This window comes from Streptomyces sp. NPDC050738 (assembly GCF_040654175.1).
Classification (GTDB): domain Bacteria; phylum Actinomycetota; class Actinomycetes; order Streptomycetales; family Streptomycetaceae; genus Streptomyces.
Map to the genome: position 1 here is coordinate 158,247 of NZ_JBFAHN010000007.1, position 23,214 is coordinate 181,460.

Annotated in this window: 19 protein-coding genes, 1 pseudogene and 1 riboswitch; of the genes and pseudogenes, 14 read left to right on the top strand and 6 right to left on the bottom strand. The window is 68.0% G+C overall.

Annotated features, from left to right (window positions below):
- Nucleotides 1–21: 21 nt before the first annotated feature.
- Nucleotides 22–1,272 (top strand): lactonase family protein, encoded by a 1,251-nt coding sequence (locus tag AB0H78_RS19900; RefSeq protein WP_363235787.1) that lies wholly within the window; start codon nt 22–24, stop codon nt 1,270–1,272.
- 31 nt (nt 1,273–1,303) lie between these two features.
- Here the strand turns inward: AB0H78_RS19900 and AB0H78_RS19905 are convergent, their stop codons facing one another.
- A complete protein-coding gene (locus AB0H78_RS19905; RefSeq protein WP_363235788.1) occupies nt 1,304–2,563 on the bottom strand; it encodes an MFS transporter in 1,260 nt (419 codons plus the stop codon).
- A 305-nt stretch (nt 2,564–2,868) separates the two neighbouring features.
- Entirely contained in the window at nt 2,869–3,354 is a 486-nt protein-coding gene (locus AB0H78_RS19910) for a MarR family transcriptional regulator (protein ID WP_363235789.1), read from the bottom strand.
- Between the two features lie 398 nt (nt 3,355–3,752).
- Here AB0H78_RS19910 and AB0H78_RS19915 point away from each other — a divergent pair, with 398 nt between their 5' ends.
- The 4 genes from AB0H78_RS19915 (at nt 3,753) to AB0H78_RS19930 (ending at nt 8,116) form a co-directional block, all read left to right on the top strand.
- On the top strand, nt 3,753–5,657 hold the full coding sequence (locus AB0H78_RS19915) for a hypothetical protein (RefSeq protein ID WP_363235790.1): 1,905 nt from the start codon (nt 3,753–3,755) through the stop codon (nt 5,655–5,657).
- A gap of 221 nt (nt 5,658–5,878) precedes the next feature.
- Nucleotides 5,879–6,079: a hypothetical protein gene (locus AB0H78_RS19920; protein WP_363235791.1), complete on the top strand. Its 201-nt coding sequence runs from the start codon at nt 5,879–5,881 to the stop codon at nt 6,077–6,079.
- A 733-nt stretch (nt 6,080–6,812) separates the two neighbouring features.
- A complete protein-coding gene (locus tag AB0H78_RS19925) occupies nt 6,813–7,304 on the top strand; it encodes a hypothetical protein (protein WP_363235792.1) in 492 nt (163 codons plus the stop codon).
- Nucleotides 7,305–7,348: 44 nt separating this feature from the next.
- Nucleotides 7,349–8,116, top strand: a complete 768-nt coding sequence (locus AB0H78_RS19930; protein ID WP_363236059.1) for a transposase family protein — start codon at nt 7,349–7,351, stop codon at nt 8,114–8,116.
- Nucleotides 8,117–8,217: 101 nt separating this feature from the next.
- On the opposite strand, the gene AB0H78_RS19935 is transcribed toward AB0H78_RS19930, so the two are convergent.
- From AB0H78_RS19935 to AB0H78_RS19945, 3 genes are read right to left on the bottom strand one after another with little or no spacing between them, the layout of a single operon-like run.
- Nucleotides 8,218–8,943: an FAD:protein FMN transferase gene (locus tag AB0H78_RS19935; RefSeq protein WP_363235793.1), complete on the bottom strand. Its 726-nt coding sequence runs from the start codon at nt 8,941–8,943 to the stop codon at nt 8,218–8,220.
- Between the two features lie 34 nt (nt 8,944–8,977).
- Nucleotides 8,978–9,415 carry an FMN-binding protein gene (locus AB0H78_RS19940; RefSeq protein WP_363235794.1) on the bottom strand — a complete coding sequence of 146 codons (438 nt, stop codon included), beginning with the start codon at nt 9,413–9,415 and terminating at the stop codon, nt 8,978–8,980.
- Nucleotides 9,416–9,427: 12 nt separating this feature from the next.
- A complete protein-coding gene (locus AB0H78_RS19945) occupies nt 9,428–10,792 on the bottom strand; it encodes a ferric reductase-like transmembrane domain-containing protein (RefSeq protein ID WP_363235795.1) in 1,365 nt (454 codons plus the stop codon).
- 182 nt (nt 10,793–10,974) lie between these two features.
- Here AB0H78_RS19945 and AB0H78_RS19950 point away from each other — a divergent pair, with 182 nt between their 5' ends.
- From AB0H78_RS19950 to AB0H78_RS19980, 7 genes and pseudogenes are all read left to right on the top strand, one after another.
- Nucleotides 10,975–11,709 carry a response regulator transcription factor gene (locus AB0H78_RS19950; protein ID WP_363235796.1) on the top strand — a complete coding sequence of 245 codons (735 nt, stop codon included), beginning with the start codon at nt 10,975–10,977 and terminating at the stop codon, nt 11,707–11,709.
- Nucleotides 11,706–13,190, top strand: coding sequence for a HAMP domain-containing sensor histidine kinase (locus AB0H78_RS19955; RefSeq protein WP_363235797.1), 1,485 nt, complete (start codon nt 11,706–11,708; stop codon nt 13,188–13,190). The genes AB0H78_RS19950 and AB0H78_RS19955 overlap by 4 nt, the downstream gene beginning before the upstream one ends.
- Before the next feature lie 39 nt (nt 13,191–13,229).
- Nucleotides 13,230–13,862, top strand: a pseudogene (locus tag AB0H78_RS19960) (GAF domain-containing protein); the annotation flags it as partial.
- Nucleotides 13,863–14,404: 542 nt separating this feature from the next.
- Nucleotides 14,405–14,514: riboswitch (SAM riboswitch) on the top strand.
- Nucleotides 14,515–15,076: 562 nt separating this feature from the next.
- A complete protein-coding gene (locus tag AB0H78_RS19965; protein ID WP_363235798.1) occupies nt 15,077–15,805 on the top strand; it encodes a GNAT family N-acetyltransferase in 729 nt (242 codons plus the stop codon).
- Complete coding sequence (locus tag AB0H78_RS19970) at nt 15,802–15,942, top strand: putative leader peptide (protein WP_363235799.1); 141 nt, start codon at nt 15,802–15,804, stop codon at nt 15,940–15,942. Before AB0H78_RS19965 ends, AB0H78_RS19970 begins: the two co-directional genes overlap by 4 nt.
- Nucleotides 15,943–16,053: 111 nt before the next feature.
- Nucleotides 16,054–17,262: an LLM class flavin-dependent oxidoreductase gene (locus tag AB0H78_RS19975; RefSeq protein ID WP_363235800.1), complete on the top strand. Its 1,209-nt coding sequence runs from the start codon at nt 16,054–16,056 to the stop codon at nt 17,260–17,262.
- Nucleotides 17,263–17,283: 21 nt separating this feature from the next.
- Entirely contained in the window at nt 17,284–18,660 is a 1,377-nt protein-coding gene (locus AB0H78_RS19980) for an NtaA/DmoA family FMN-dependent monooxygenase (protein WP_363235801.1), read from the top strand.
- 472 nt (nt 18,661–19,132) lie between these two features.
- Here AB0H78_RS19980 and AB0H78_RS19985 read toward each other — a convergent pair whose 3' ends face one another.
- Entirely contained in the window at nt 19,133–19,474 is a 342-nt protein-coding gene (locus AB0H78_RS19985; RefSeq protein ID WP_363235802.1) for an SDR family NAD(P)-dependent oxidoreductase, read from the bottom strand.
- Nucleotides 19,475–19,643: 169 nt separating this feature from the next.
- On the opposite strand from AB0H78_RS19985, the gene AB0H78_RS19990 reads away from it, so the two are divergent.
- Entirely contained in the window at nt 19,644–21,746 is a 2,103-nt protein-coding gene (locus tag AB0H78_RS19990) for an AAA family ATPase (RefSeq protein ID WP_363235803.1), read from the top strand.
- A complete protein-coding gene (locus AB0H78_RS19995; RefSeq protein ID WP_363235804.1) occupies nt 21,739–23,046 on the top strand; it encodes a PE-PGRS family protein in 1,308 nt (435 codons plus the stop codon). The genes AB0H78_RS19990 and AB0H78_RS19995 overlap by 8 nt, the downstream gene beginning before the upstream one ends.
- Nucleotides 23,047–23,214 lie beyond the last annotated feature (168 nt).

A 23,214-nucleotide genomic window follows, 5' to 3' on the forward strand; every position in this document is an offset into this window, starting at 1 on the left:
AGGGAAAGGACTGCTCCACCGATGAACGAACACCCGCACACCGCACCGTCCCCCGGCCGGGACGACGGGCCGCCGTCCTCCCTGCGGCCCTCCCGCCGAGCAGTGCTGGCAGCGATCGCGGCGTCGACCGCAACCGCCGTGCCAATGCTCTCCGCCACACCGGCGGCCGCTGCCTCTGACCCGCACAGGGACCTGCTCTACGTCGGTACCTGGGGTCAGAGCCAGCTCCATGCCGTCCGGTTCGACCCCGTCAGCGGGACCATGAACGCCCTGGGGTCCGTGGCGACAGTCAGCTCCAACTGGGTCGCGGTGCACCCGACCCGCCCGGTCCTCTACGTCGCCGGCGCGGAAGTCGGCGGCTTCATCCGTACCTTCCGTCTCGACGACGCTTCGGGCGCGGTCCGGCAGACAGCGGAGATCGGGACGGAGGCCGTCCCGGGCGGCAGCGGCGGGCTGTCGTACATCGGGCTGAACTCGGACGCGGACACGCTGCTGGTCGCCGACTTCGCGACCGGCTCCGCGGCGACGCTATCCGTCGGACGCACCGGCCGGCTGGGCGGCGTGGCCTCCAGGGTGCAGGACACGGGTTCGGGGCCGAATCCGCGACAGGCGGCGCCGCACGTGCATCACGTGGTCATCGACCCGAGCCGCAGGTTCGCTCTGGTCGCGGACTTCGGAGCCGACCGAGTGTTCGTACACGGCTACGACCGGGCCACCCACGAGTTGTCCGCCAGGCCGGACGGCGATGGCGCCTACGCGACGGCCCCTGGGTCGGGTCCGCGGCGTCTGGTCTTCCACCCGAGCGGCAGGACGGTTTACCTGCTGAACGAACTCACCGCGGACATCCAGGTCTTGGGATGGAACGCACGGACCGGCGTACTGACACCCCAGCAGCTCCTCACGACCAATGCGCCCGATCACACCGGCGCCATGAGCGCGGCGGAACTGGCCATCAGCCAGGACGGCCGACACGTCTACGTCTCCAACCGCGGCGACAACACCCTCGTCGTCTTCTCGGCCGACCCGCACACCGGCCTGCTCACCGAGGTGCAGCGTCTGTCCTGCGGGGGCACCACACCGTGGAGCATCTCCCTGCACCCCGGGGGGCGCTGGCTGTTCGTCGCGAACAAGGCCAGCAATACGGTCAACCTCTTCGGTGTGGAACCGCGATCCGGGCGTCTCTCGGACACCGGTACCTCCGTAGCCGTCCCCGCTGCCGACTGCATCGCCATCCGCTCCTCGCAGGGCACAGCAGGATCCACCCGCTTCTGACCACGAGACGCTGCTTGTCGGGCCCGGCCGGTCACCCACCGCCGGGCCCGACTACGTCGCGGCGTCGGGGAGGCGACGGCAGAGCGAGCATGGCAAGTCCCACGGCCGCCGCAGCGAGCCCACCGAGCAGGAGAGCACTGCGTGGGCCGCTGACCGTCGCGATCGCCCCGACGATCGGCGCGCCGATGACGGTGCCGCCCATCCAGCCGATCGACCAGATGGACACCACACGCCCACGCATCTGTGGCGCGGCTCCAACTTGCAGGAGCGTCTTGGCCGATGCGTTGAACGTGATCGATCCGGAGCCGACGAGCACCAGGGCTGCCAGCGCCAGCGGCAGATTCGGAGCCAGCGCCGCGACACAGATCAAAGCCCCCCAGATGACCGCCGACACCGACAGGGACCGCGAGGTCACCCGGGGGCGCCGCATCGCGAAGCACCCTCCCAGAACCGCCCCGGCACTCATGAAGGCCGTTGCGGCGCCGAACCCTTCGGGGCCGGCATGAAGGACCAAGGTGGTGAAGAGCGGGAGAGTCACCGGGAACTCCCACGTCAGGATTCCTGTCACGTACACCATGACCATCGGGCGCAACAGTTCGGGGGTGTGGCAGATGTAGGCGATGCCGGCGCGGATCTGCCCCCTGGCGTGTATCTCGCGCTCGGCGGGTTGCATCTCCGCCGCGCGCAGTGCGCGGAGGCTGACGATGACGACCAGGAAGGACAGAGTGTCCAGGGCAAAGCACGGGGTCACCCCGAGAGTGGCGATGATGACTCCGGCGAGACCGGGCCCTACGAGCTTCGCGGTGTTGACGAGCGTGGAGTTGATGGCGATCGCGTTGGGCAGATGCTCCCGGTCGACCAGTTCGCTGATCAGACTCTGGCGGGCCGGGCTGTCGAAGACGTTGACGAAACCGAGCGCCAGCATGAACGCGACGAGCAGCGGAAGTTCCATCAGGCCGGCCCACGACAGCACAGTCAGCAAAGCGGCTTGTACGGCGAAGCAGACCTGCGTGAGGGTGAGCAGCCGACGACGGTCGTGCCGGTCCACCACCAGGCCGCCCCAGGCCCCCAGAAGCAGGATGGGCAGGTACCGGGCGGCGGTGACGATGCCGAGCATCGTCCCGCTGTGCGTGAGCTGCAGCGCCAGCCAACCCACGGCAATGCTCTGCATCCAGTTGCCGGCCACCGAAATCGACTGACCGAGCATGTACAGGCGGTAGTTGCGGATCTTGAGCGAGGTGAAGCTGCTCGGGCGCGGGACGCCGACGGCTTGCGGCCGAAGGGATGGCATGAAGCTCCCTTGCGGGTTGCGAGCTCCGATCGGCGGCGGCTCCAGGAAGAAGCCGCTGTCTTGTCGGGCTCGTAGAAAGTTCTAGTTCGGTACTAGTTTCCACAGGGGAAGGTCGCGCAGTTAACGGTATTTCACGCACACGCGCGGAAGCAAGACCCCGATCAGTTGCCCAACTGGGCAGGTCTGCTGCCTCTTTCAGGCGACCAAGAGGTCGCGCGGGCTCCCATCAGGTGGCGGACAGATCCGTCGACCAGCCGACCGGTGCCGAATGAAGTACCCAGACGAAACCAACTATGCCAGCTGCTTCAGGACCCGACCCCGCGGGACTCCAGTCCGTCAGCCGGTCGCACTTCGGCAGGAGTGGCCAGCCGTTCCAGCAGCATCACGGCGGCCTCGAGCATCACCTTCTCGGCCTCCGAAAAGCCGGCGATGCGGGCACGGAAGAACGTGTCCGTGCGCTCCGAGGTGGACGCAAGGACCTCCCTGCCCTCGGGTGTTATGCCGACCAGTGTGGAACGGCCGTCGTTGGCGTCCGGGGCGACCTCGACCAGGCCGTCCGCCGAAAGATTGCTCACGATGCGCGTGACGGACGACTTGCTGATCTTTTCCAGGCGCGCGAGGTCGGTCATCCGCAGAGGACCGAACGCTTCCACAGCCCACAAGGTGGAGTGGCGCGACGGTGTGATCGGCGTCTCGACGTCGGACGGCTCACGCATCTGCCGTGACAGCCACATCGTCACGGTACGCAGTCTCGCCAGCGTCGCCCCGTCGCCCAGGCTCTCGGCCGTCACCTTCACCCACCTCGAACCCTCGGTTCCATGACGCCAGAAGTCTAACGGGCACGCGTGTCCTTGGATTTGGTGCTCACCTCACCGTAACCAGCAAGGATTGTCGGACAAGAAAACCTGACCCTCAGGCGGCACTTCGCCAAATGTGCTGCATGTTTGCAGGATCTCTTGTGGCCGATTTTCTCCAGTGTTACGGTCACGCCCATCTTGTTCGACAATCCATGCGGCGGGCGCATGTGATCAACGAACCGAACGGCCCCGCGAGAACGATCAGAGCCGTGGCCGGAACGCCCTCCCAGAGCCCTCCGACAGAGCCGACGATCACGTCCTGCGAGGTGACGTCCTCCGAAACCGCGCGTCCGCCGACAACGAAAGGACACCAGACAGCGATGTCTCCTGACATGAAGCGTCGAGCGTTCCTCACGGCCAGTGCCGCCGTCGCCGGCACCGCGTTCCTGCCCAAGCCCTTCGCTGTGGCAGCAGCTGCGTCCGGCAAGAAGGGCGTGATGCTGATGAACCGGATCGGGCCATCGGCATCGACCCTGTACATCGCCAACTCCGACGGCTCCAACGAGCGCAAGCTGCTGGACAGTTCGACGTACGACCGCCACGCCGCCTTCTCGGCCGATGGCAAGAAGGTGTTCTTCACCTCGGAGCGGACCGGCGACGGCAACTCCTGCATCTACTGGGCCAGTCTCAACGGATCCGGCCAAGGAGTAGGCGTCCAGCCCCTGGTGACCGGGCCGGCCATGGACGACGCCGCTGCCCTGTCCCCGGACGGCAACACGCTCGCCTTCGCCTCCACGCGCTCGGCGGACCACCTCTCGCAGATATGGCTGCTCGACCTGCGCACCCAGAAACTGACCAACCTGACCGGCACGGCGGCCCTGGCCGGCAACGCTTCCAGCCCTGACGGTCATTTCCGCCCGTCCTGGTCCCCCGACGGCAAGTGGATCGCCTTCTCCAGCGACCGCAACACGATCTGGCGCGGACACAATGACGGCCAGGGCTGGGAACACACCCAGGAACTGAGCATCTACGTCATCAAGAAGGATGGCACCGGGTTCCGCCAGGTGGCCACGAAGCCGGGGTTCTGTCTGGGCTCACCGAAGTGGTCGCCGAACGGTGCCAGGATCGTCTACTACGAGATCACCACCGAGGGCACCTGGGGAGCCCACCGCCCGGAAGCCATCGGCATCGTCGAATCCCAGATCGTGTCCGTCGACGCAGCGACCGGCGCCAACCGGATCGAACACACCTCGGGCCCCCACCTCAAGGTCGCACCCCAGTACGTGAACGCCACCGAAATCGGCTACCTCATCAAGGGCGGAGCCGATGAGGGACTGGCCTACGTGTCGGGGACGCTGCCCTCCGTCAAGCGGTCGCTGCGCTCGCCGGTCTGGTCACCGGACGGCCGGTCAGTGATCTACGAGAAGGTCGATTTCACCCCCCGCGCACTCGACGCCCCGCTGTACAGCTGGGACGCGGACTGGGACTACCGCTTCTGTGACGTGTTCCCCGTCCTCTCGGCACAGGGCCGTCTCGCGATGACGGAGAAGCAGACCGGCGCGGGCAAGTCCTCGATCGTCACCATGAACCCCGACGGTTCCGACGCCCAGGTCGTCTTCAACACCGCCGACAGCGGACTCGACCCGGTCATGGTCGCCAAGGGGCTGGCCGGCGCCTTCCGCCCCACATGGTCGCCGGACGGAGAGTGGATCGCATTCGGCCTGGGCGGATGGTTCCAGGAGCGTGCGGTGACCACAGCCACGGTGATGAGGGTACGCAGCGACGGCTCAGCCCTGGAAGCGCTCACGGACAACACCACGAACGCCGGCTTCCCAAGCTACTCGGCCGACGGAACACGCGTCGTGTACCGCGTGTGGGGCGCAGAGAACGGCCTGCGCATCCTAGATCTTTCCACCGGTACGACGACCGTCCTGACCACCGAATCCGACAACCTGCCGGACTGGTCGCCGGACGGCAGCCTGATCCTCTTCACCCGCAAAACGAGTGCGACCAACTTCGACGTGTGCACCATCCGCCCGGACGGAACCGGCCTGCGCGTGCTGACCAGCACCGGCGCGAACGACGGTCACGCCGTGTGGAAATGCGACGGACGCATTCTGTACAACAGCGGCATGTACGGGTTCCGGGAGGAGGCGGCGCTCTACGACAACACCTTCCAGCCCTACGGTCAGATCCTCAGCATGAATTCCGACGGGTCCGGCAAGAAGCTGCTGACCGACAGCCAGTGGGAGGACTCCATGCCGCTCTACCTGCCGCAGGAGGTTCTCGTCCAGTGACCTGAGCTCCCCCCCGGCGTTCCTTTGGCCGGGCACACCGGGCCCACCGGGCCCACCGGCCAGGAGCGGGTCATTACTCACCGGAGCAGCCGTGTCAGCTACAAGATGAGCGTCCGATGGACCTCGTCCGTTGCCGTATCGAGTCTCCAACAGTGGAGGGTGCCCCCGACGCGAGTTGGTCGAGCAGTGTGGCCATGGCAGCGGAGGACGAACCAACCGCTATGGCTCGGCAGCGACTCACGGCCCAGCGTCTGATCCTCGAAGCGTGCACGGCCACCGACCTGCGCAGGCCCGCTGGGAAGTCGCTGCGATACGCCGTGCGTTGCCTGCTGTCCCCCTACACAGGGCACCCGGACTTCCGCGACGTACGGCTGCCCCGGCAGGGCGCGCATCCGGCGGCTTCCATCGCGCAGCGCCGGTGATCCGCAGGCGGACGTACCTGGCGGTGAAGGCAGGGACGGTGCGGTCGGTGAGGATGGAGGTGTTGCCGGTGACCGCGTCGACGTCCGTCCACGCCGTTCCGTCGATGCTCTTCTGGAGCTGGAAGTCGCGCAGGTCGTGGGCCTGGAAGCCCCTGTTCGTCCTCGCCGCGCTCGTTGGCTCTCTCGGCTGGCTGGAACCGACCGGGGCCAACGTGCTGGTGCTGGCGCCTTGGGGCCTGCGGGCCCGACGGACGCGTCGGCGGATCGGTGAGGGGGTGGCTCTGGCGCGTCCTATGTGGAGCAATGTCTGGTATTGCTGTCGCTGCGATGTGGTCTGGCGCTGCGGTGAGGGGGGCGGAGGCCGTGTCGCCCGCCCGTTTTCAGATGGACCTCTGGGGCCGTGGCGGCTATCTCGACCTGATGAGACCTACTCCGCGCTGAGGCACACGACTCTCTATCCCTGAGCTTGTTCTTTAACCTCGGGCTGTCCCGTGACGACGCAGATGGGGCTCAATACTACGGGCGAAGACTCGTCGCGTACGGAGCGGGATACGGAGTGGCACTGCTGGCCGTGACTTCGTGCACGGCGGCTCCGCCGTCGGGATCTACGCCGCAGAAGTCGCAGCGGGCGCAGGCCTCGCCCACTGTGTCACCCTCGCTGCCCAAGCCGGGATCCTCGTCGGGGCCCGCCGTCCCGGTCGGGGCGGCACGGCCTACAGTCGGCGATGCGCCGATGCTGGCGTCGGTCCGAAAGAGCATGAAGGTGATGCCCTCCTACGAAATGCCGTCCGACGAGTTCGTCGCGGTGATCAGGCGGGACGCGCCAGATGCCGGTGAGCTCCTGTGGATGAAGGACGACCGTATGTACTGTTCTGCGATCGTCTGCGAGGGGCTGGCGAGGGTCGAATGCGGGTCGCTGCCGGAGAGCTGGCCGCGTAAGGGCGTGCTGATGGTGACGATGGGCGCGCCGTATGAGGCGAAGCCCGGTGAGCAGCCCGGCCTGTTTGCCTTTCTTGCCGTTGTCGAGGGTGAGCATGGCCCGTACGCCTACAAAGGGGCGGAGCCAGGGGCGGCGGGCCCAGTTCACGACGGCGTCGTGACCTTCGCTTCGGGCCGCAAGCTGGGCCTGATCTCCTACGAGAAGCACTCGAGCCCGATTCCGAAGACCGAGATCTGCGGCGAGGACGGCGCCGTGTGCTTCCCGGCCTACTACCCGAACCGCTAAAGGGTGTTGGGCAAGGCTGTGAACTGGGCATCTTCGGTGTATCGCTGGGGGTGTTGAGGGCTGAACGGGTGTGGGTGGAGGCGTTCACGGGGCTGCGGATGGAGCAGTTCGGTCGGCTGCTGAGGGTGGTCTGGGAGCGGGGCGGGAACGGCACCCTGCGGGGGCGCCCGTGGAGTCTGTCGCTGGCCGAGCGGGTGCTGATCGTCGCGGTGTACTACCGGACGAACCTGACCATGCGGCAACGGGGACCGCTGTTCGGTGTCTCTTCTTCCACTGTGTGCCGGGTGGTCCAAAGGCTCGGGCCGCTGCTCGCCATCAAGCCTCTCTCCCGCCCGACCGGTGCCGCCGACCGGTTGTGGATCGTGGGCGGCACCCTCATTCCGGTCCGTGACCGGCAGGTCGGAGCGTCCAGCCGCAACTACCGGTTCTCCGCGAACGTCCAGGTCATCGTGGATGCCGAGACCCGGCTCGTGATCGCGACGGCCCGACCGGTGCCGGGCACCACCGCGGACGCCCACGCCTGGCGCGCCTCCGGCCTGGCCGAGCACTGCCAGGACGTGACCATCCTCGGCGACGGCGCCTACCTCAACGGCCAGTTGGTCGTCCCGCACCGCAAACGCCCCCGACGGCCCCTGCTCCCGGGCGAGGAAGCCGACAACGCCGCCCACGGCAAGGTCCGTGCCCGGGTGGAGCATGTGATCGGCCGCATGAAGAACTACAAGATCCTCCGTGACTGCCGGCAGCACGGCAACGGCCTCCACCACGCCGCCCAGGCCGTTGCCCATTTGCACAATCTCGCGATCGCATCATGACCAGAGGAATGTCCTCACACGCCCCGACCTGCCCGAACACAGCCTTGTGCAACACCCTTTAAGGCTTGGCCTTCGTGATTGGTCTTAGGGGCGAATGCAACTCATGATCCGTATCGGCTGAATCCTGAGGTTTGTCGTTGCTGACTATCAGGCAGGATCGCGAACCCTTCGTACTCTTCCAGGGATTCCAGCCAGGCCCAGGCACCCTTGCCTCGGGCGAATGCGGCGGTGGCGTACGTATCCGTCATGGTCAGACGTGGGCCAATAAGGGTCAGGGAAGCGAACGAGGTGACGGGGGTGCCTCGGTGCGGGTCGAGAATGTGCGCGCCTCGTTCGGCGATGCCGGATGTTGCGATGGCCAAGTCGTGGTGCGCCGCGATGACTGTGGCCAGTTCGCCGGGCCGCTGAGGGTGGGCGATGCCGATACGCCATGGGATACCGGGGGCTGCTTGGCCTCGGAGCTGGATGTCACCTCCTCCATTGACGCAGGTATTGCGGGCGCCGGCGGCGTGGAGGAGTTGGGATGCGGCTTCGGTGGCCCAGCCTTTGACGAGACCCGAGGGGTCGAGCGTTCCAGCTGAGACGATGCTGAACCAGCCGTCACTGTCATGGGTGGCCTCTGCGCACAGCGACAGAACCTCGTGGACTTCGGGTGGGCAGTCCGAGAGCCGGATTTCGCCACGGTCGAGTCGGTTGATGTGGCTGTCGGTCCGGTAGGTGGAGAACACGGCGTCGACCCGGTGGAGATGGCGTACGGCCTCGGCGAGGGCGTCGTGGATGGCCGGGGTGGGCCTGTCCCGGACATCGAAGGAGAAGACGGTGCCCATCACATGCTCGACGTGGCGCAGTCCGTGTGCGGTGTCAGGCATGAGCCTGGTCCAGGGCGCTCTGTAGCGACTGGATATAGCCCTCACTGGTGTAACTGGCTCCGGAGACGGAATCGATCTGCGCGCTTTGGGCGCCGAGCGCCTCCTGGGTGAGACGGGGCAGGGCGTAGGCCGAGATCTGCTGATCGCGGCCGTTCTGATTCGGTGCCTGGAGGACCTGAATCGCTGTGATCATTCCCTTGTCCAGGGTGGTGGCGACTTGGACGGTGCCGTACTCGGTTTCTACGGGATCCCCGGTGAACGTTCCCGTCCCATTGGAGGTGCCCGTTGAGGTTGCCGTCGGGGTCGGGTGGGAGGTCGCGGGTGTTCGCGACGTGCTGCCGGCCAGTGGCGGGGCCTGGTGGGGTTTGAGGGCGAGCAACGCGACGACCAGGGCACTGATCCCGGTGGTGGCGACGATGGCTCTGCGCATGGCGGGTTCTCCTCAGAACGCGAACGACTCGTGGTGGATGCGGGAAGCCGGTACACCGGCTTCCCGCAGGGCGTCCATGGCGGCCTGCGTCATTCCCGGTGGCCCGCACACATAGACGTCGTGTGCGGCCAGGTCCGGGACCAGGGCGATCAGGCTCCGAGCGGTGATCGGGGACGATTGGCCGGGCGGTCCGTCGAGGAGGTAGTGCACGGTGGCGCGTCGGCGGCTGGCTATCGCGTCGATCTCGCCGCGTAGAGCAAGGTCTTCGACACGACGGGCCCGGTAGACGAGGGTCACGTCGCCCGGAAGCGTCTCGAAGAGAGAGCGCAGGGGGGTGATGCCGACACCACCGGCGAGGAGCAGCACTTCCGGGGCGGTTCGGCGCATCGCGGTGAAGCTGCCGTACGGTCCCTCGGCCCACACCCGGGTGCCGGGCGCCAGGCGGGCGAGCGCGGCGCTGTGCCCGCCGGCGGTCTTCACGGTGATGCGCAGGTGGCGGGGGAGTGCAGGCGCGGACAGGGAGTAGGGGTTGGCGGTCCACCACAGGCCGCGGGCCAGGAAGCGCCAGCGCAGGAACTGGCCCGGCGCGCCGCCCAGCTCGTCCAGATGCTCGCCCGTGAGGTACACGGAGACCACCCCCGGGGCCTCGGGACGGACCGCGGCAACCCGCATCCGGTGGCGCAGGCCGCGACGCACGGGGACAGCGAATCGGAACCAGGCGACCAGGGTGGCAATGCTCAGGAACAGCGTGTACCAGGCGGTCTGGGCGAGGCGGTTGCCGACGAAGTCGGCCCCGTTGGAGAGCTGATGGCCGAAGGTGAGGAAGACGGCCAGGTAGGTGAGGAAGTGCAGATAGTGCCATGTCTCGTAACTCAGCCTGCGGCGGGCCGCGCGCGCCGAGATGACCCCAGTGAGCAGGAACAGCAGAAATCCGATCGTGCCCTTGAGCAGGTCTGGATAGTGGAAGACCAGCGTGGACGTCTGGCCCACCACGCTCGTACGGGAGGCCAGTGAGTAGCCCCAGATGATGAGCAGGGTGTGGGCCAGGGCCAGCGAGACGGTGCAGCGCCCGCCCAGGGCGTGCCAACGGGCGAGCCTGTCCGTGCCGATGGTGTGGTCGAGGAGCGGCATGCGGGCCATCAACGCCAGAAGCACCGCGCAGGCGTAGCCGGCGAGCAGCCCGGTGATACGCCCAGCGCCGGTCAGCCAGCCTGCAGTGCCGACCACCGAGGTCGTGTCGCTCCACCACAATGCCAGCACTCCCGCGCCACCGGACCAGATCACCAGGGACACCAGGAACGGCACGGGACTGCGGCGTGGACGGCGGTGACGTATTTCGTTTTGCGCATATCTGGTACGGGTGAACGCGACGGTCATGGACACCTCCACTTGGACCCCGCCGCAGGGTCTGCTCCGGCGAGGGGCGGCCAGCCTCACAGCCCAACCTCTGTGAACCCTCTGAGCGGGTCGCCGCAGTCCGCGCGCAGCGCCGATTCAGAGGAAACTCAAAGACTGCGTCCGTCCAGTTCCCGCCCGCGCCGGGGGATGCTGGACGAATCATGGACGCACCGCGCAAGACACCCCAGCTGCACCATCCCGACGGAGAGCCGGTGCGGGTCCTCGTCGTCGACGACGAACCCGACGTCACCGACGTCCTGGCCGGCGTCATGACGGGGGAGGGCTGGCAGGTGCGCTGCGCCGCGGACGGCGCGAGTGCACTCGCGACAGCACGCGACTTCCGCCCCGACGCGGTGGTCCTGGACTGGATGCTGCCCGACCTCGACGGCTTGCAGGTACTGCGAGCCCTGCGACGCGAGGCCCCCCGTGTCTGCGTCCTGTTCCTGACCGCCCGAGACGCGGTCGAGGACCGGATCGCCGGCATCACCGCCGGGGGCGACGACTACGTCACCAAGCCGTACAGCCTGGAAGAAGTCCTGGCCCGGCTGCGCGGACTCCTGAGGCGGGCCGGCATGAGAGCGGAACCCGGCACCAACTGGCTCTCCGTGGGGGATCTCAGCATGGACGAGGAAGCGAGGGAAGTCCGGCGCGGCGGAGTGACCGTCGATCTGTCACGCACCGAGTTCGAACTCTTGCGGTTCCTCATGCGCAACCCGCGCAGGGTGCTGTCCAAGGACCAGATCCTCGACCGGGTCTGGGCCTACGACTTCGGCGGGCGCGCGCACATCGTCGAGCTCTACATCAGCTACCTGCGCAAGAAAATCGACGCAGGCCGCACCCCGATGATCCACACCGTGCGCGGCGTCGGCTACGTCCTCAAGCCGGACGTCTCGTGAGGCGCCTGCCGCCCCGCACGCTGCGGGGCCAGCTCACCGTCGGGCTCGTCACCCTGCTCGCCTTCGCCTGCCTGGCTGTCGGGATCACCACAGCTCTCGCGCTGCGCGGCTTCCTGATGGGACGCCTGGATGAGCAACTCACCGCCTCCGGCGGCCGGTTCGCCGCCAGTCTGGAACACGAGACCAGGCCGGACGGGGACAATCGCCCCGACACCCGGGGGCAGGCCGACTCCACCTTCGGTGCCCGTCTCCTGAACGGAACCGTCACCCAGGCGGCCGTCGTGGACGACACGACCGATCGCCCCCTGACCCTGTCCGACAATGATCGCCGCGTCCTGGCGCGGCTCCCCGTGGACGGACGCGGGCACAGCATTCGGCTCTCCACACTGGGGAAGTATCGTGTCACCGCTGTCCGGGGTGACGACCAGGACACCATGATCACCGGCCTGCCCCTGCACCCAGTGGAAGAGACCGTCCACCGTCTCGAAGCCGTCGAAACCGCACTGTTCGCAGCCGCCCTCCTGCTTTCCGGTATCGCCGCGGCGCTGTGGGTACGTTTCTCCCTCCGGCCCCTCCAGAAGGTCACGGCGCGCGCCGCGGAGGTGGCCGGGCTGCCGCTCGCCAGCGGCGAGATCGCCATGCCGGGCCCGCTTCCCGATGCCGACCCCCGCACCGAGGTCGGCCAGGTCGGCGGCGCACTCAACCACATGCTCGGCCACGTGGAGGACGCCCTCACCCGCCGCCAGGCCAGCGAGGAACGGCTCCGGCACTTCGCCGCCGACGCAAGCCATGAACTGCGTACCCCCGTAGCGAATATCCGTGGGCACGCCGAACTAGCTCTCCGCCTCGGCGGCCCGGTGCCTCAAGAGGTACGGCACGCGCTTGAACGCATCGACGGGGAATCGCAGAGGATGACACGCCTTGTCGACGACCTGCTCCTGCTCGCCCGTCTGGACGCCGGGCGCCCCCTGGAGCGAGAACCGGTGGACCTGACGCTGCTGGTACTGACCGCCACGGACGACGCACGTGCAGCAGGCCCGGCCCACCGCTGGATTCTCGACCTTCCCGCAGACCCCATCACCGTCACCGGCGACGCCCACCGCCTGCAACAGGCCATCGGAAACCTTCTCGCCAATGCCCGCACGCACACTCCGCCAGACACCGAAGTGAGCATCGCCCTGACCAGAGGTGAAGCAGAGGTGTGCCTCAGCGTGACCGACAACGGGCCGGGTATCGCCGACGAGATTCAACCGGAAATCTTCGGCCGCTTCGTCCGCGCCGACCACGCCCGCTCCCGCAGTACGGGAAGCACCGGTCTTGGCCTCGCCATCGTGCAGGCCGTCATCACCGCCCACGGCGGAGACATCACCGTCGCCAGCAGCCCTGGGCACACCACTTTCCGGCTGACGCTCCCAGGTACCGATGGACAACGTGGGCACAACGGCGGGCAGTTGCCGCCCGGTGGCGCAGCTTTGAATTGACCACGGACTGCTTCCGCGTGGGCTGGGTGGGGGAAACCATTGAGGCCGAAAGAACCGGAAGGCTCGGGTGGGTCGCTGGGGCGGTTACGGCTCGATGATCTACCGGACGAACTTCAGGTGCGGATCGACACGGTCCGCGGGACCCGGGACCGGTAGAGCGGCCTGCTGGAGGCCGTGCACTCGGTGGGGCGTGAACTGGAGCTGTCGCAGGTCCTTCGCGGGGTGATTGAGGTTGCCGTCGCCCTGGTGGATGCCGAATACGGCGCGCTTGGCGTGATCGCTGACGGGCAGCGGCTCTCAGAATTCCTGCCGGTGGGGATGAACGAGGAACTCCGGGCCCGGGTCGGTGATCTGCCGTCCGGGCACGGGCTGTTGGGGGAGTTGATCCGTCACCCGGAGGCGCTGCGCCTCGCCGACCTGGCCGAGCACCCGGCGTCGTCTGGAATTCCCGCGCACCATCCGCCGTTGCACTCCTTCCTCGGGGTGCGGGACGAGGTGTTCGGCAATCTCTATCTGACTGATAAGCGCGGCGGCGCCCAGTTCGGCGAGGAGGACGAGGCGGTCCTGTCGACGCTGGCCGTGGCGGCCGGGATCGCCATCGAGAACGCCCGTCTGTACGAGGAGTCGCAGCTGCGCGAGCAATGGCTGGCAGCCGGCGCGGAGTTCACCAGCGGGCTGGCGGCGGCGCTGAGTCCGGGGAATTGCCCGGCGGGACAGGCGCCGTGGGCATAACACGAGCGTGTCCGGGTCAGGTTCACGGTATGAGCGACGGGTCGCAATGCGGCTGGCAACGGCGATGAACGTCCGGACAAGCGCTGTGTGGTTGCGCGTCGCTCCCAACAGCGTTGTGTTGATCGTAACGACCTCGAAAGACGTCGTCGCTCCGCTCAGCACGTGCCACAGCGCGTCCCGTCCGTGCCGGAGGTCTGCCCGAACAGGGCCGATGCTAGGCCGAACTTCGCTGATTCCGTGGCCAGTTGGGCGGTGGCATCGACCTGGTTCGATGTGCCGGACGTGTTGAGTGCTGCTCCAACAGTCATGTCGGTGGGAACGGCCGCCGGTCGGCCTCGCATTCCGGTCGGCGTGTGACAGCTTTTTGTCATTCATGTGTACCGGGTCCGGGGCAGGGCTACGCGCGCCGCCCAGTAGCCGTTCCACCCGTTGGACCGGCGTTGACATCAGCTTGGGCCTTTGTCTTTACTGCGAGCCAGAACGGTCATGAGTGTCAGCGACAGGCCCTGGCTTGCTGACCGGCAACCCTCGCACCGCGGTGGGGTGCCCCAGGTGACGACCGGACCGGATGACGTTTCGGTAAGCGCGAGGCCCACTGGGCCGGAACAGTGACGGTGACGCCATGTACGCAGCGCTGAGGATGGCCCCTTGCCGCCCTCAGGGCTGCGTACGGTCGTACGCCTGCCTGCTGGTCGCCGACCGCACCGTCGATCTGCTCCGCGTGAACAGCGCGCTGTGTACCGCACCGGGCCGTGCCCGCTGTCGGGGCTAACACCTCTCTTCAGCCCCCTGTTCCCGGACGAACACCGCTTGCGCGGTGTCACGCCGTCCTCCCAGCCCCCGCCCGGCAACCAGCCGTCGTGTGCGCCGCACGCCGCCGCGGTCCGGGGTGTCCGACTCCGCCGGAGCCCACCATGAGTGAACGCCCAGGCATCACCGTTGCCGTCCCCGAGACGCCGCCCCACCGACGAACCGTCAAAACCACTCGTGGCACTGCGTGTTCTGCCGCGTCGTCGGCCCGGACGCCGGATGGCCACCGCCGCAGCCGACTACTGGTTCCTGCGGCCGAGCATCCTCGGCGGACTGATCGTCACCCACCGTCGCCCCGCGCCGGGGTCCCCGCCCCGCGTCCCCAGCACTGGAGCCGTCACGCGATGTCCGTAGCCAGTCTCGAAACCACCGATTCCCACGTCCTCGACAACCCCGCGTGGGCCGCCCTCACCGGCCCGCACGCCCACTTCGCCCAACGCGTCGGCCGGGCCGCCCGCTATCCGCGGGACGTGGCTCCCTTCCATGCCGTCACCGATGAGGACGACCCGTGCGCCTGGGCCGACCTGGCCACGCTCGTCGGCCCCGGCGGCAGCGCCGCGGTGCGCGGCGTGAGCGAACCACCGAATGGATGGGAGCTCGTCCGGAGTGGCCAGGGCGTCCAACTCGTCGACACCGGGCTGCGGGCGGAGACTGATTCCGAGGCTGTACGGCTCGGCCCCGCCGACGTACCCGAGATCCTCGACCTGGTAGCCCGTACCCGACCGGGCCCCTACCTGCCGCGCACCGTCGAACTGGGCACCTACCTGGGCATCCGCCACCGCGGCCGGCTCATCGCGATGGCCGGTGAACGGCTGCACCCGCCCGGCTGGACCGAGATCAGCGCCGTGTGCACCGACCCGGACCACCGCGGCCGGGGCCTGGCCACGCGCCTGGTCCGCGCCGTCGCAGCCGGCATCAAGCAACGCGGCGAGCAACCCTTCCTGCATGCCGCCGCCACCAACACCGGCGCCATCCAGCTGTATGAGTCGCTCGGCTTCACCCTGCGCTGCCGTACGGTCTTCTCGCTCGTGCGGAACACCGGAGCCACTGCCGCTGTGGAAGAAACCGTATGAACACGCCGTTGTCCCTGTGGCCGGCGGCAGTTAGGACGGAGGTGCGTCACGTGACTCGTGTACTCCGTCCCGTACCCCTGCACTCCCGGCGCCACATCGACCTTCAGCGCGTGGCCGGCGCCCTCTGTTGCTCCTGACCTTCTCAGGTATTCGGCCGGCGGACTCCATCTCGCCGCCATCCAGATGCCGTTCGCCGCCATTCACGCGCGTCGGCGTTTTCGTACGGATCTCCAGGAAGGCATTCATCCGTGTCCCCTTCTTCGCTGCACCTCGCCGTCGCCCTCGACGGCACCGGCTGGCACCCCGCCTCCTGGCGCGAACAGGTCGCCCGCCCCCGGGACCTGTTCACCGCCGGTTACTGGGCCGACCAGGTCGCCGAGGCCGAGCGCGGCCTGCTCGACTTCGTCACCTTCGAGGACGGGCTCGGCCTGCAGTCCTCGCACTACGGCGAGCTGGACGGCCGCACCGACCAGGTGCGCGGCCGCCTCGACGCCGTCCTGATCGCGTCCCGGATCGCGCCCCTCACCCGGCACATCGGCCTGGTGCCGACGGTGATCGCCACCCACACGGAGCCCTTCCACATCTCCAAGGCGATCGCCACCCTCGACTACGTCAGCACCGGCCGCGCCGGCCTGCGCGTGCAGATCAGCGCCCGCCCGCACGAGTCCGACCACTTCGGCCGTCGCACCTTGCCGCCGCTGAGCCTGGAGGAGCTGCGGACCCCGTCCGGCCAGGAGCGGCTGACCGGCCTCTTCGACGAGGCCGCCGACTACGTCGAGGTCGTGCGTCGGCTCTGGGACAGCTGGGAGGACGACGCGGAGATCCGGTCCGTCGCCACCGGGCGTTTCGTGGACCGAGACAAGCTGCACCACATCGATTTCGAGGGCAAGTACTTCAGCGTCAAAGGCCCCTCCATCACCCCGCGCCCGCCCCAGGGGCAGCCGCTCGTCACCGCCCTCGCCCGCCAGACCGTTCCCTACCGGCTCGTGGCCCGCCAGGGCGACGTCGGCTACGTCACCCCGCAGGACGCCGAGGACGCCCGGGCGATCGTCGCCGAGATCCGCGCCGAACAAGAGGCGGCCGGCCGTGCCGGTCAACTCCTGCACGTCTTCGGTGACTTGGTGGTCTTCCTGGACGACGACCAGGCCGCCGCGGAGGACCGGCGCGCACGCCTCGACGCGCTCGCGGGGGAGCCGTACACCAGCGACGCCCGGATCTTCGCCGGTACGCCCACGCAACTGGCCGACGTGCTGCAGGAGTTGGGCGAGGCGGGGCTGAGCGGCTTCCGACTGCGGCCCGCCGTCGCCGGGCACGACCTGCCGGCCGTCTCCCGGGGCCTGGTTCCCGAACTCCAGCGCCGGGGCGCCTTCCGTACCGCCTACGAAGCCGACACCCTGCGCGGCCTGCTGGGCCTGAGCCGCCCCGCCAACCGCTACGCCGCAGCCACCACCGCCTGAGCCGGAAGGACCTACACCGACATGAGCAAGCCGCTGAAGCAGATCCATTTGGCTGCGCACTTCCCGGGCGTCAACAACACCACCGTGTGGAGCGATCCGGAGGCCGGCAGCCACATCGAGTTCAGCTCCTTCGTGCACTTCGCGCAGACCGCGGAACGCGCCAAGTTCGACTTCCTGTTCCTCGCCGAGGGACTCCGGCTGCGCGAACAGGGCGGCCAGATATACGACTTGGACGTCGTCGGTCGCCCGGACACCTTCACGATCCTCGCCGCGCTTGCCGCCGTCACCGACCGTCTGGGACTGACCGGCACCATCAACTCCACCTTCAACGAGCCCTACGAGGTGGCCCGCCAGTTCGCCGGCCTCGACCACCTCTCCGGCGGCCGCTCCGCCTGGAACGTCGTCACCTCCTGGGACGCCTTCACCGGCGAGAACTTCCGCCGTGGTGGCTTCCTGCCGCAGGACGAGCGCTACTCCCGCGCCAAGGAGTTCCTGGCCACCACGAACGAGCTCCTCGACTCCTGGCACGGCGACGAGATCGTGGCCGACCAGGCGACGGGTGCCTTCCTGAGCGACGCGAAGGCCGGATCCTTCGTGCACCAGGGGCAGCACTTCGACATCCACGGCCAGTTCAATGTGCCGCGCTCCCCGCAGGGCCGCCCGGTGATTTTCCAGGCCGGAGACTCCGACGAGGGCCGCGAGTTCGCCGCGTCGAGCGCCGACGCGATCTTCAGCCGGTATGCCACCCTGGAGCCGGGCCAGGCCTTCTACAAGGACGTCAAGCATCGCCTCGCCAAGTACGGCCGCAGGCCCGACGAGTTGCTCATCCTGCCCGCCGCGAGCTTCATCCTCGGCGACACGGACGCGCAGGCGCAGGAGCTGGCCAATGAGGTGCGCCGCCAGCAGGTCAGCGGCGCCACCGCCATCAAACACCTTGAGTTCGTCTGGAACCGCGACCTGTCCTCGTACGATCCGGAGGGCCCGCTGCCCGACGTCGACCCGGACGTCAGCGACCACCACATCGCCAAGGGACGCGCCCAGGTGCGCATGTACCGCGACCCGCTGGCCACCGCCCGCGAATGGCGGGAGTTGGCGGCCGCCAACAACTGGTCCATCCGCGACCTCGTCATCGAGACCGGCAACCGCCAGAACTTCATCGGCTCCCCGGCCACCGTCGCGAAGACCATCAACGACTTCGTGCAGGCCGACGCCAGCGACGGCTTCATCCTCGTCCCGCACATCACTCCCGGCGGCCTCGACGTCTTCGCCGACGAGGTTGTCCCACTGCTGCAGGAACAGGGCGTCTTCCGCACCGACTATGAGGGCCCGACCCTCCGCCACCACCTGGGCCTCGCCCACCCGGACGAGCCTCGGGGTGATCAGCGGGCGACGTCGTGAAATTCCTCGCCATCACACTCAGCGTGCACCGAGCTGCTGTCGAGCCGGATGGATCGGGGCCAGGTCGAGGATGCCGAGGGGGATGTCAGACACGGGCGGTCTCCTGATCGATCGGTGATGTCGGCAGCACGGGGCCCCAGGCGAACGGCGGACCCGGGATCTCTCGACACAGCACCGTGCCTCCCTCGGACTGGAACAGTCCGAGGGAGGCACGGTGGGTGATCCGGCAGTACGCGTGGGCACCGCAGTGATGACGTTCTTCAGGCCTGGGCGGAGCCGCGGCGCTCCTGCGGGAGCACCGGCAGAGTGGCCTTAAGTACGCCGTCGGCGCGGTCCTCGCAGCCCTGGCCCGCAGTGGGGCGGCGCCGGTGACAGCCATGACGTCGGATCCGAAGGACCTGACCCTGTTGTGCGGCCCGGGAGTCGAGATCGTCAGGATCTGACAAGCGTTTCTGCCCGGCAGCGATTTCCTCTACAGTCCGGCAACTCGATGCATGCCGCACAAAGGTGACGGATGGTCAGACCTTGTCGCCGGGCTCACCGCCGACGAGGGCGCCCGCATTCCGGTCCCGCTCGCGACCCCGGAACAGAGCGGCCTCACGGCTGTCAGGACGTGGGCTTGTTCGTCCGCCCCGCGCCGTTCGGCGGCCTCCAGCAACGCATCGCCCTTGGCGGCGTTGGTGCCGATCACCAAGACGTCATGACCGCGATCCAGGTAGGTGTCGGCGAGCGCGCGGCCGATGCCGTCGGTACCGCCGGTGACGACTGTGGTGGGCAGGGCTGCTCCCTCGGGGAGGTGACGAGCGGGAGACAAACCAGTTTTAGTACTCGGAACAGATGGTCAGCAACCCGCTCTCGCCCCGAGCGGGCGGTGGACGGCAGCCGGAGGTCATCAACAGCAGGCGGGCACTCCGCTTGCACTTGCCGACTCGGAGCGTCGGAGTCAGGTCCGCGCGCGTTGAGGATCCGGCATCATGCCCTGCATGACGGACGAGATGGACTTGCCGGGGGTCGCGGCCGCATACGACCGGAGTGGGCTGGCGGATGCCGCGACGGCTGCCGATGCCGAACGGAAGCAGGTGTTGGCGGGGTTCCCGCTGGAGGCGTGGCCGGCGATGTCGTTGTCGGACTTTGCGCTGGGGCAGGCAGGGCCGCCCGGTGGCGGACCGACGTACTGTCGGCTCCTGGAGTTCGGCACCTCGGCTCTCGGCAGCATCAGAGGCGGGAGTGCTGCGAAGCACATCATGTACCGCCACAACTCCGGCGAGTGGCGCCTGGCCGCTCCGCTGCGTGGCATGGAGCCACTGGAGGCGTGGGAGGCGCTGCGCGGACAGTTCGTGCGGGCTTTCGAGGCCGTGGCTGTCGCGGACTTCGGGGTCGTGGACGACCTGGAGGTGCTCAGGTTCGGACCGGCGCTGGTGACCAAGTCCCTCGCTACCTACTTCCCCGAGCACTTCCTGCCCGTCTACTCCGACATGCACCTGCGCCGGTTCGTCACGTTGCTGGGCGGCTCAGTGCAGAGCGACGCTCCGGCCTGGCGCACCAATCGCACGCTGCTCGAACTCATACGTTCTCGGGCCGAGTTCGAGGGGTGGAGCGGGCTTGAGGTCATGTATTTTCTGTACGAGCATTTCGATCCGCGTCCGCGGCAGCGCACCATCTGGAAGGTCGCTCCTGGGGAGCGGGCACGATTGTGGCCCGAGTGTCGTGACGCCGGGGTCATCCGTGTTGGGTGGGACGAGCTTGGCGATCTCGGCCAGTACCAGAGTGACACCGAGCTGAAGCAGGCACTGGATGCGCACTGGCCCCGCACCAGTGGCGGCAGCCTGACCCTCGCCCGACGGCTGCTGGCCTTCCGTGACCTCGAGGAAGGCGACCAGATCGTCGCGAACCGCGGCACGGACGAGATCCTGGCCAGCGGAACCGTCAGCGGGAGTTATTACTTCGAGGCGGACCACGCCGAATATCGGCACGTCGTCCCGGTGACCTGGGACGCAGCGCATGCCCGGATGCTCCCGAAGCCCCAGCACGGCTGGCGATCCACCTTCGCCAAGGTCGACCCGGTGCTCTTCGCCCGGATCACCGGCGGCCCCGACCAGGCGGCCCCCACAGTGACACAGCCGCATGCCCCTGCACCCGTCGAGCTGCCCGAGGACATCGCGAGCGTGCTGGGGGCACTCGAGCGCAAGGGACAGGTGATCCTGCACGGCCCGCCGGGCACAGGCAAGACCAGACTCGCACTCGGCGCCGCGCTTGCCCTCGCCGGCCGGGTCGACGCGCTCGACTCGCCACCGTCCGGACGGTCCCTGGCCCAGGCCGAAATGCTGAAGAACGGCCGCATCCAGATGGTGACGTTCCATCCCTCCTACGGGTACGAGGACTTCGTTGAGGGCTTCAAACCGGACCTGAGCGCCACGGGCCCCGGATTGACCCTGGCGCTTACCGACGGCGTGTTCCACGCCCTGTGCGCTCAGGCCTCCGCGCGCCCGGACGAGACGTTCCTTCTGATCATCGACGAGATCAACCGGGGTGATCTGCCGCGCGTCTTCGGTGAGTTGGTCACTCTGCTTGAGCTCGACAAGCGGGGTCTGCCCGTCGCGCTGTCCGTCAGCAGGCGTGCCTTCGCGGTGCCGCCGAACGTACGGATCATCGGGACCATGAACACGGCGGACCGCAGCATCAGCCACTTGGACGCTGCCGTGCGCCGCCGCTTCGCCTTTCTCCCGGTTGGCCCCGACCCGGACGCGGTGTCCGGCATGGTCGGCCCGTTGGACCTGTCCGAGTTCCTCGAGTCCCTCAACACCAGAATCGCCTGCCATCTCAACGCCGACCATCAGATCGGCCACGCCTATCTCCTCCGTGACGGCGAGCCAATCGCCTCGGTGGAAGATCTTGCCGCCGCGTTCCACCATGACTTGATCCCGCTTCTCGAGGACTATTGCCTCGGCCAGGCCGACCTGCTCCACCTGCTCCTCGGCGATCTCGTCGACGCCGGAACCGGACGCATCGCGCTGATGTCACCGCAGGACCTTGCCTCCGCACTGGCCGGCGAGTTCACCAGTGGTGCTCCGGGGCCTGATGCCTGATCGCCCCGAGATCCGCCTCGCGGAGTACGAAAGCGTCCTTCTGGAGTGCGGACAGCTGACCCGCCGGGACGTCGAGCGGCTGGAGGCCCTCCAGGCACGCAAGCGTCTGAGACTCGACCAGGTCGCGGCAGGTTGGCGCCTGATTGCCGACGCGACCGTCGGCATCCTGATACTCGACCGTGTCCGCCTGGTCATCGAGCCGAAGTTCGCCATTCCGGGTGAGCAACTCATGAACTGGCTCTCCTACGCACTCGACGTGCCAACACCCCTGGAGACCACGGCACGACGCTGGACCACTGGCCCCGACGGGTACGCCGACCTCGTAGCCGCAGCACTGCTGGAGCGGTGTGAGCAGTTGGTACGAGAAGGGCTGCGACGCGACTACGTACGACGTCAGCACCTGGACACCGTGCTGCGGGGGCGCCTCGACATCACAGCCCAGGTCTCCCGCCGCTATGGGCAACTCGACCACTTGCACACCCGCACCTTCGAGCGGGAGGTAGAGATCTGGGACAACCGCGTCTTGAGTACCGCCCTGGATACGGCCCGCAGCCTCGTGACGCACCCCGAACTGGCGCGCCGTCTGAAAGTCCTCTCGGAGGCATTTCCTCCGGCGCCGACCCGTGGCGCCGCACTGCACGCCTTGGACCGCATCCAGTACACACGCCTCAACTCCCGTTACCGCACTGCCCACACCTGGGCGCTCCTGCTCCTGCGTGGCGGCGGCGTCACGGACCTTCTCGCCGACCGTGGCAGCACCGCGGACGGTCTGCTGCTGGCCATGCCTGCACTCTGGGAGTCCGTTGTGCGACGCCTGGCCGTCGAGGCCTCCGCCCCGTTCGGAGGCCGCCCCATCACGGCCGGCAGCGCACCCGTCACCGTCCATGGCGACCTTGGCAACGCCTCCACATTCCGGCCGGACGTCCTCCTGGCTCTCCCCGGTCCGGCTCCTGGGGTGCGCACGCTGCTGCCGATGGACGCGAAGTACAAGCGCTACGACCGTCACGGCGTCAGCGCGGCCGATGTTCATCAACTCCTGACGTACTGCGCTGGATACGCCGCCCGTGGGGAACAACGCGCCGTGATCATCCACCCAGCTCCCGGCGAATACACCCAGAGAGTTCTCCGCGTCGACGGAGCCCAAGGCACACTCGGAACCCTTCACGTCCTGGGGGTCGACACCCGTGTATCGCCGCAGCATGGGGCGTTGTGGGCGCGTTCGGAAATGCACCGGTTGGGGATCGGTGAAATCCAGTCGCCACAGGCCTCGGACGATGCCCCGCCCGAGAATGTTGCCTGATAGTCCCGGATCTGCAGCCAGTTCGGATGGCGTCTGGACGGTTGAGGGCTGAATACAAGTCGGCGTGGGCGCTCGATGACCGCAGTGCGCGCTGCTCGAAGTGCTGGGGGTCAAGGAGGGTAATGAAGAGCTGGTCCCGGGTCGGGACGGAGGAGTGGGCAGCGGGGC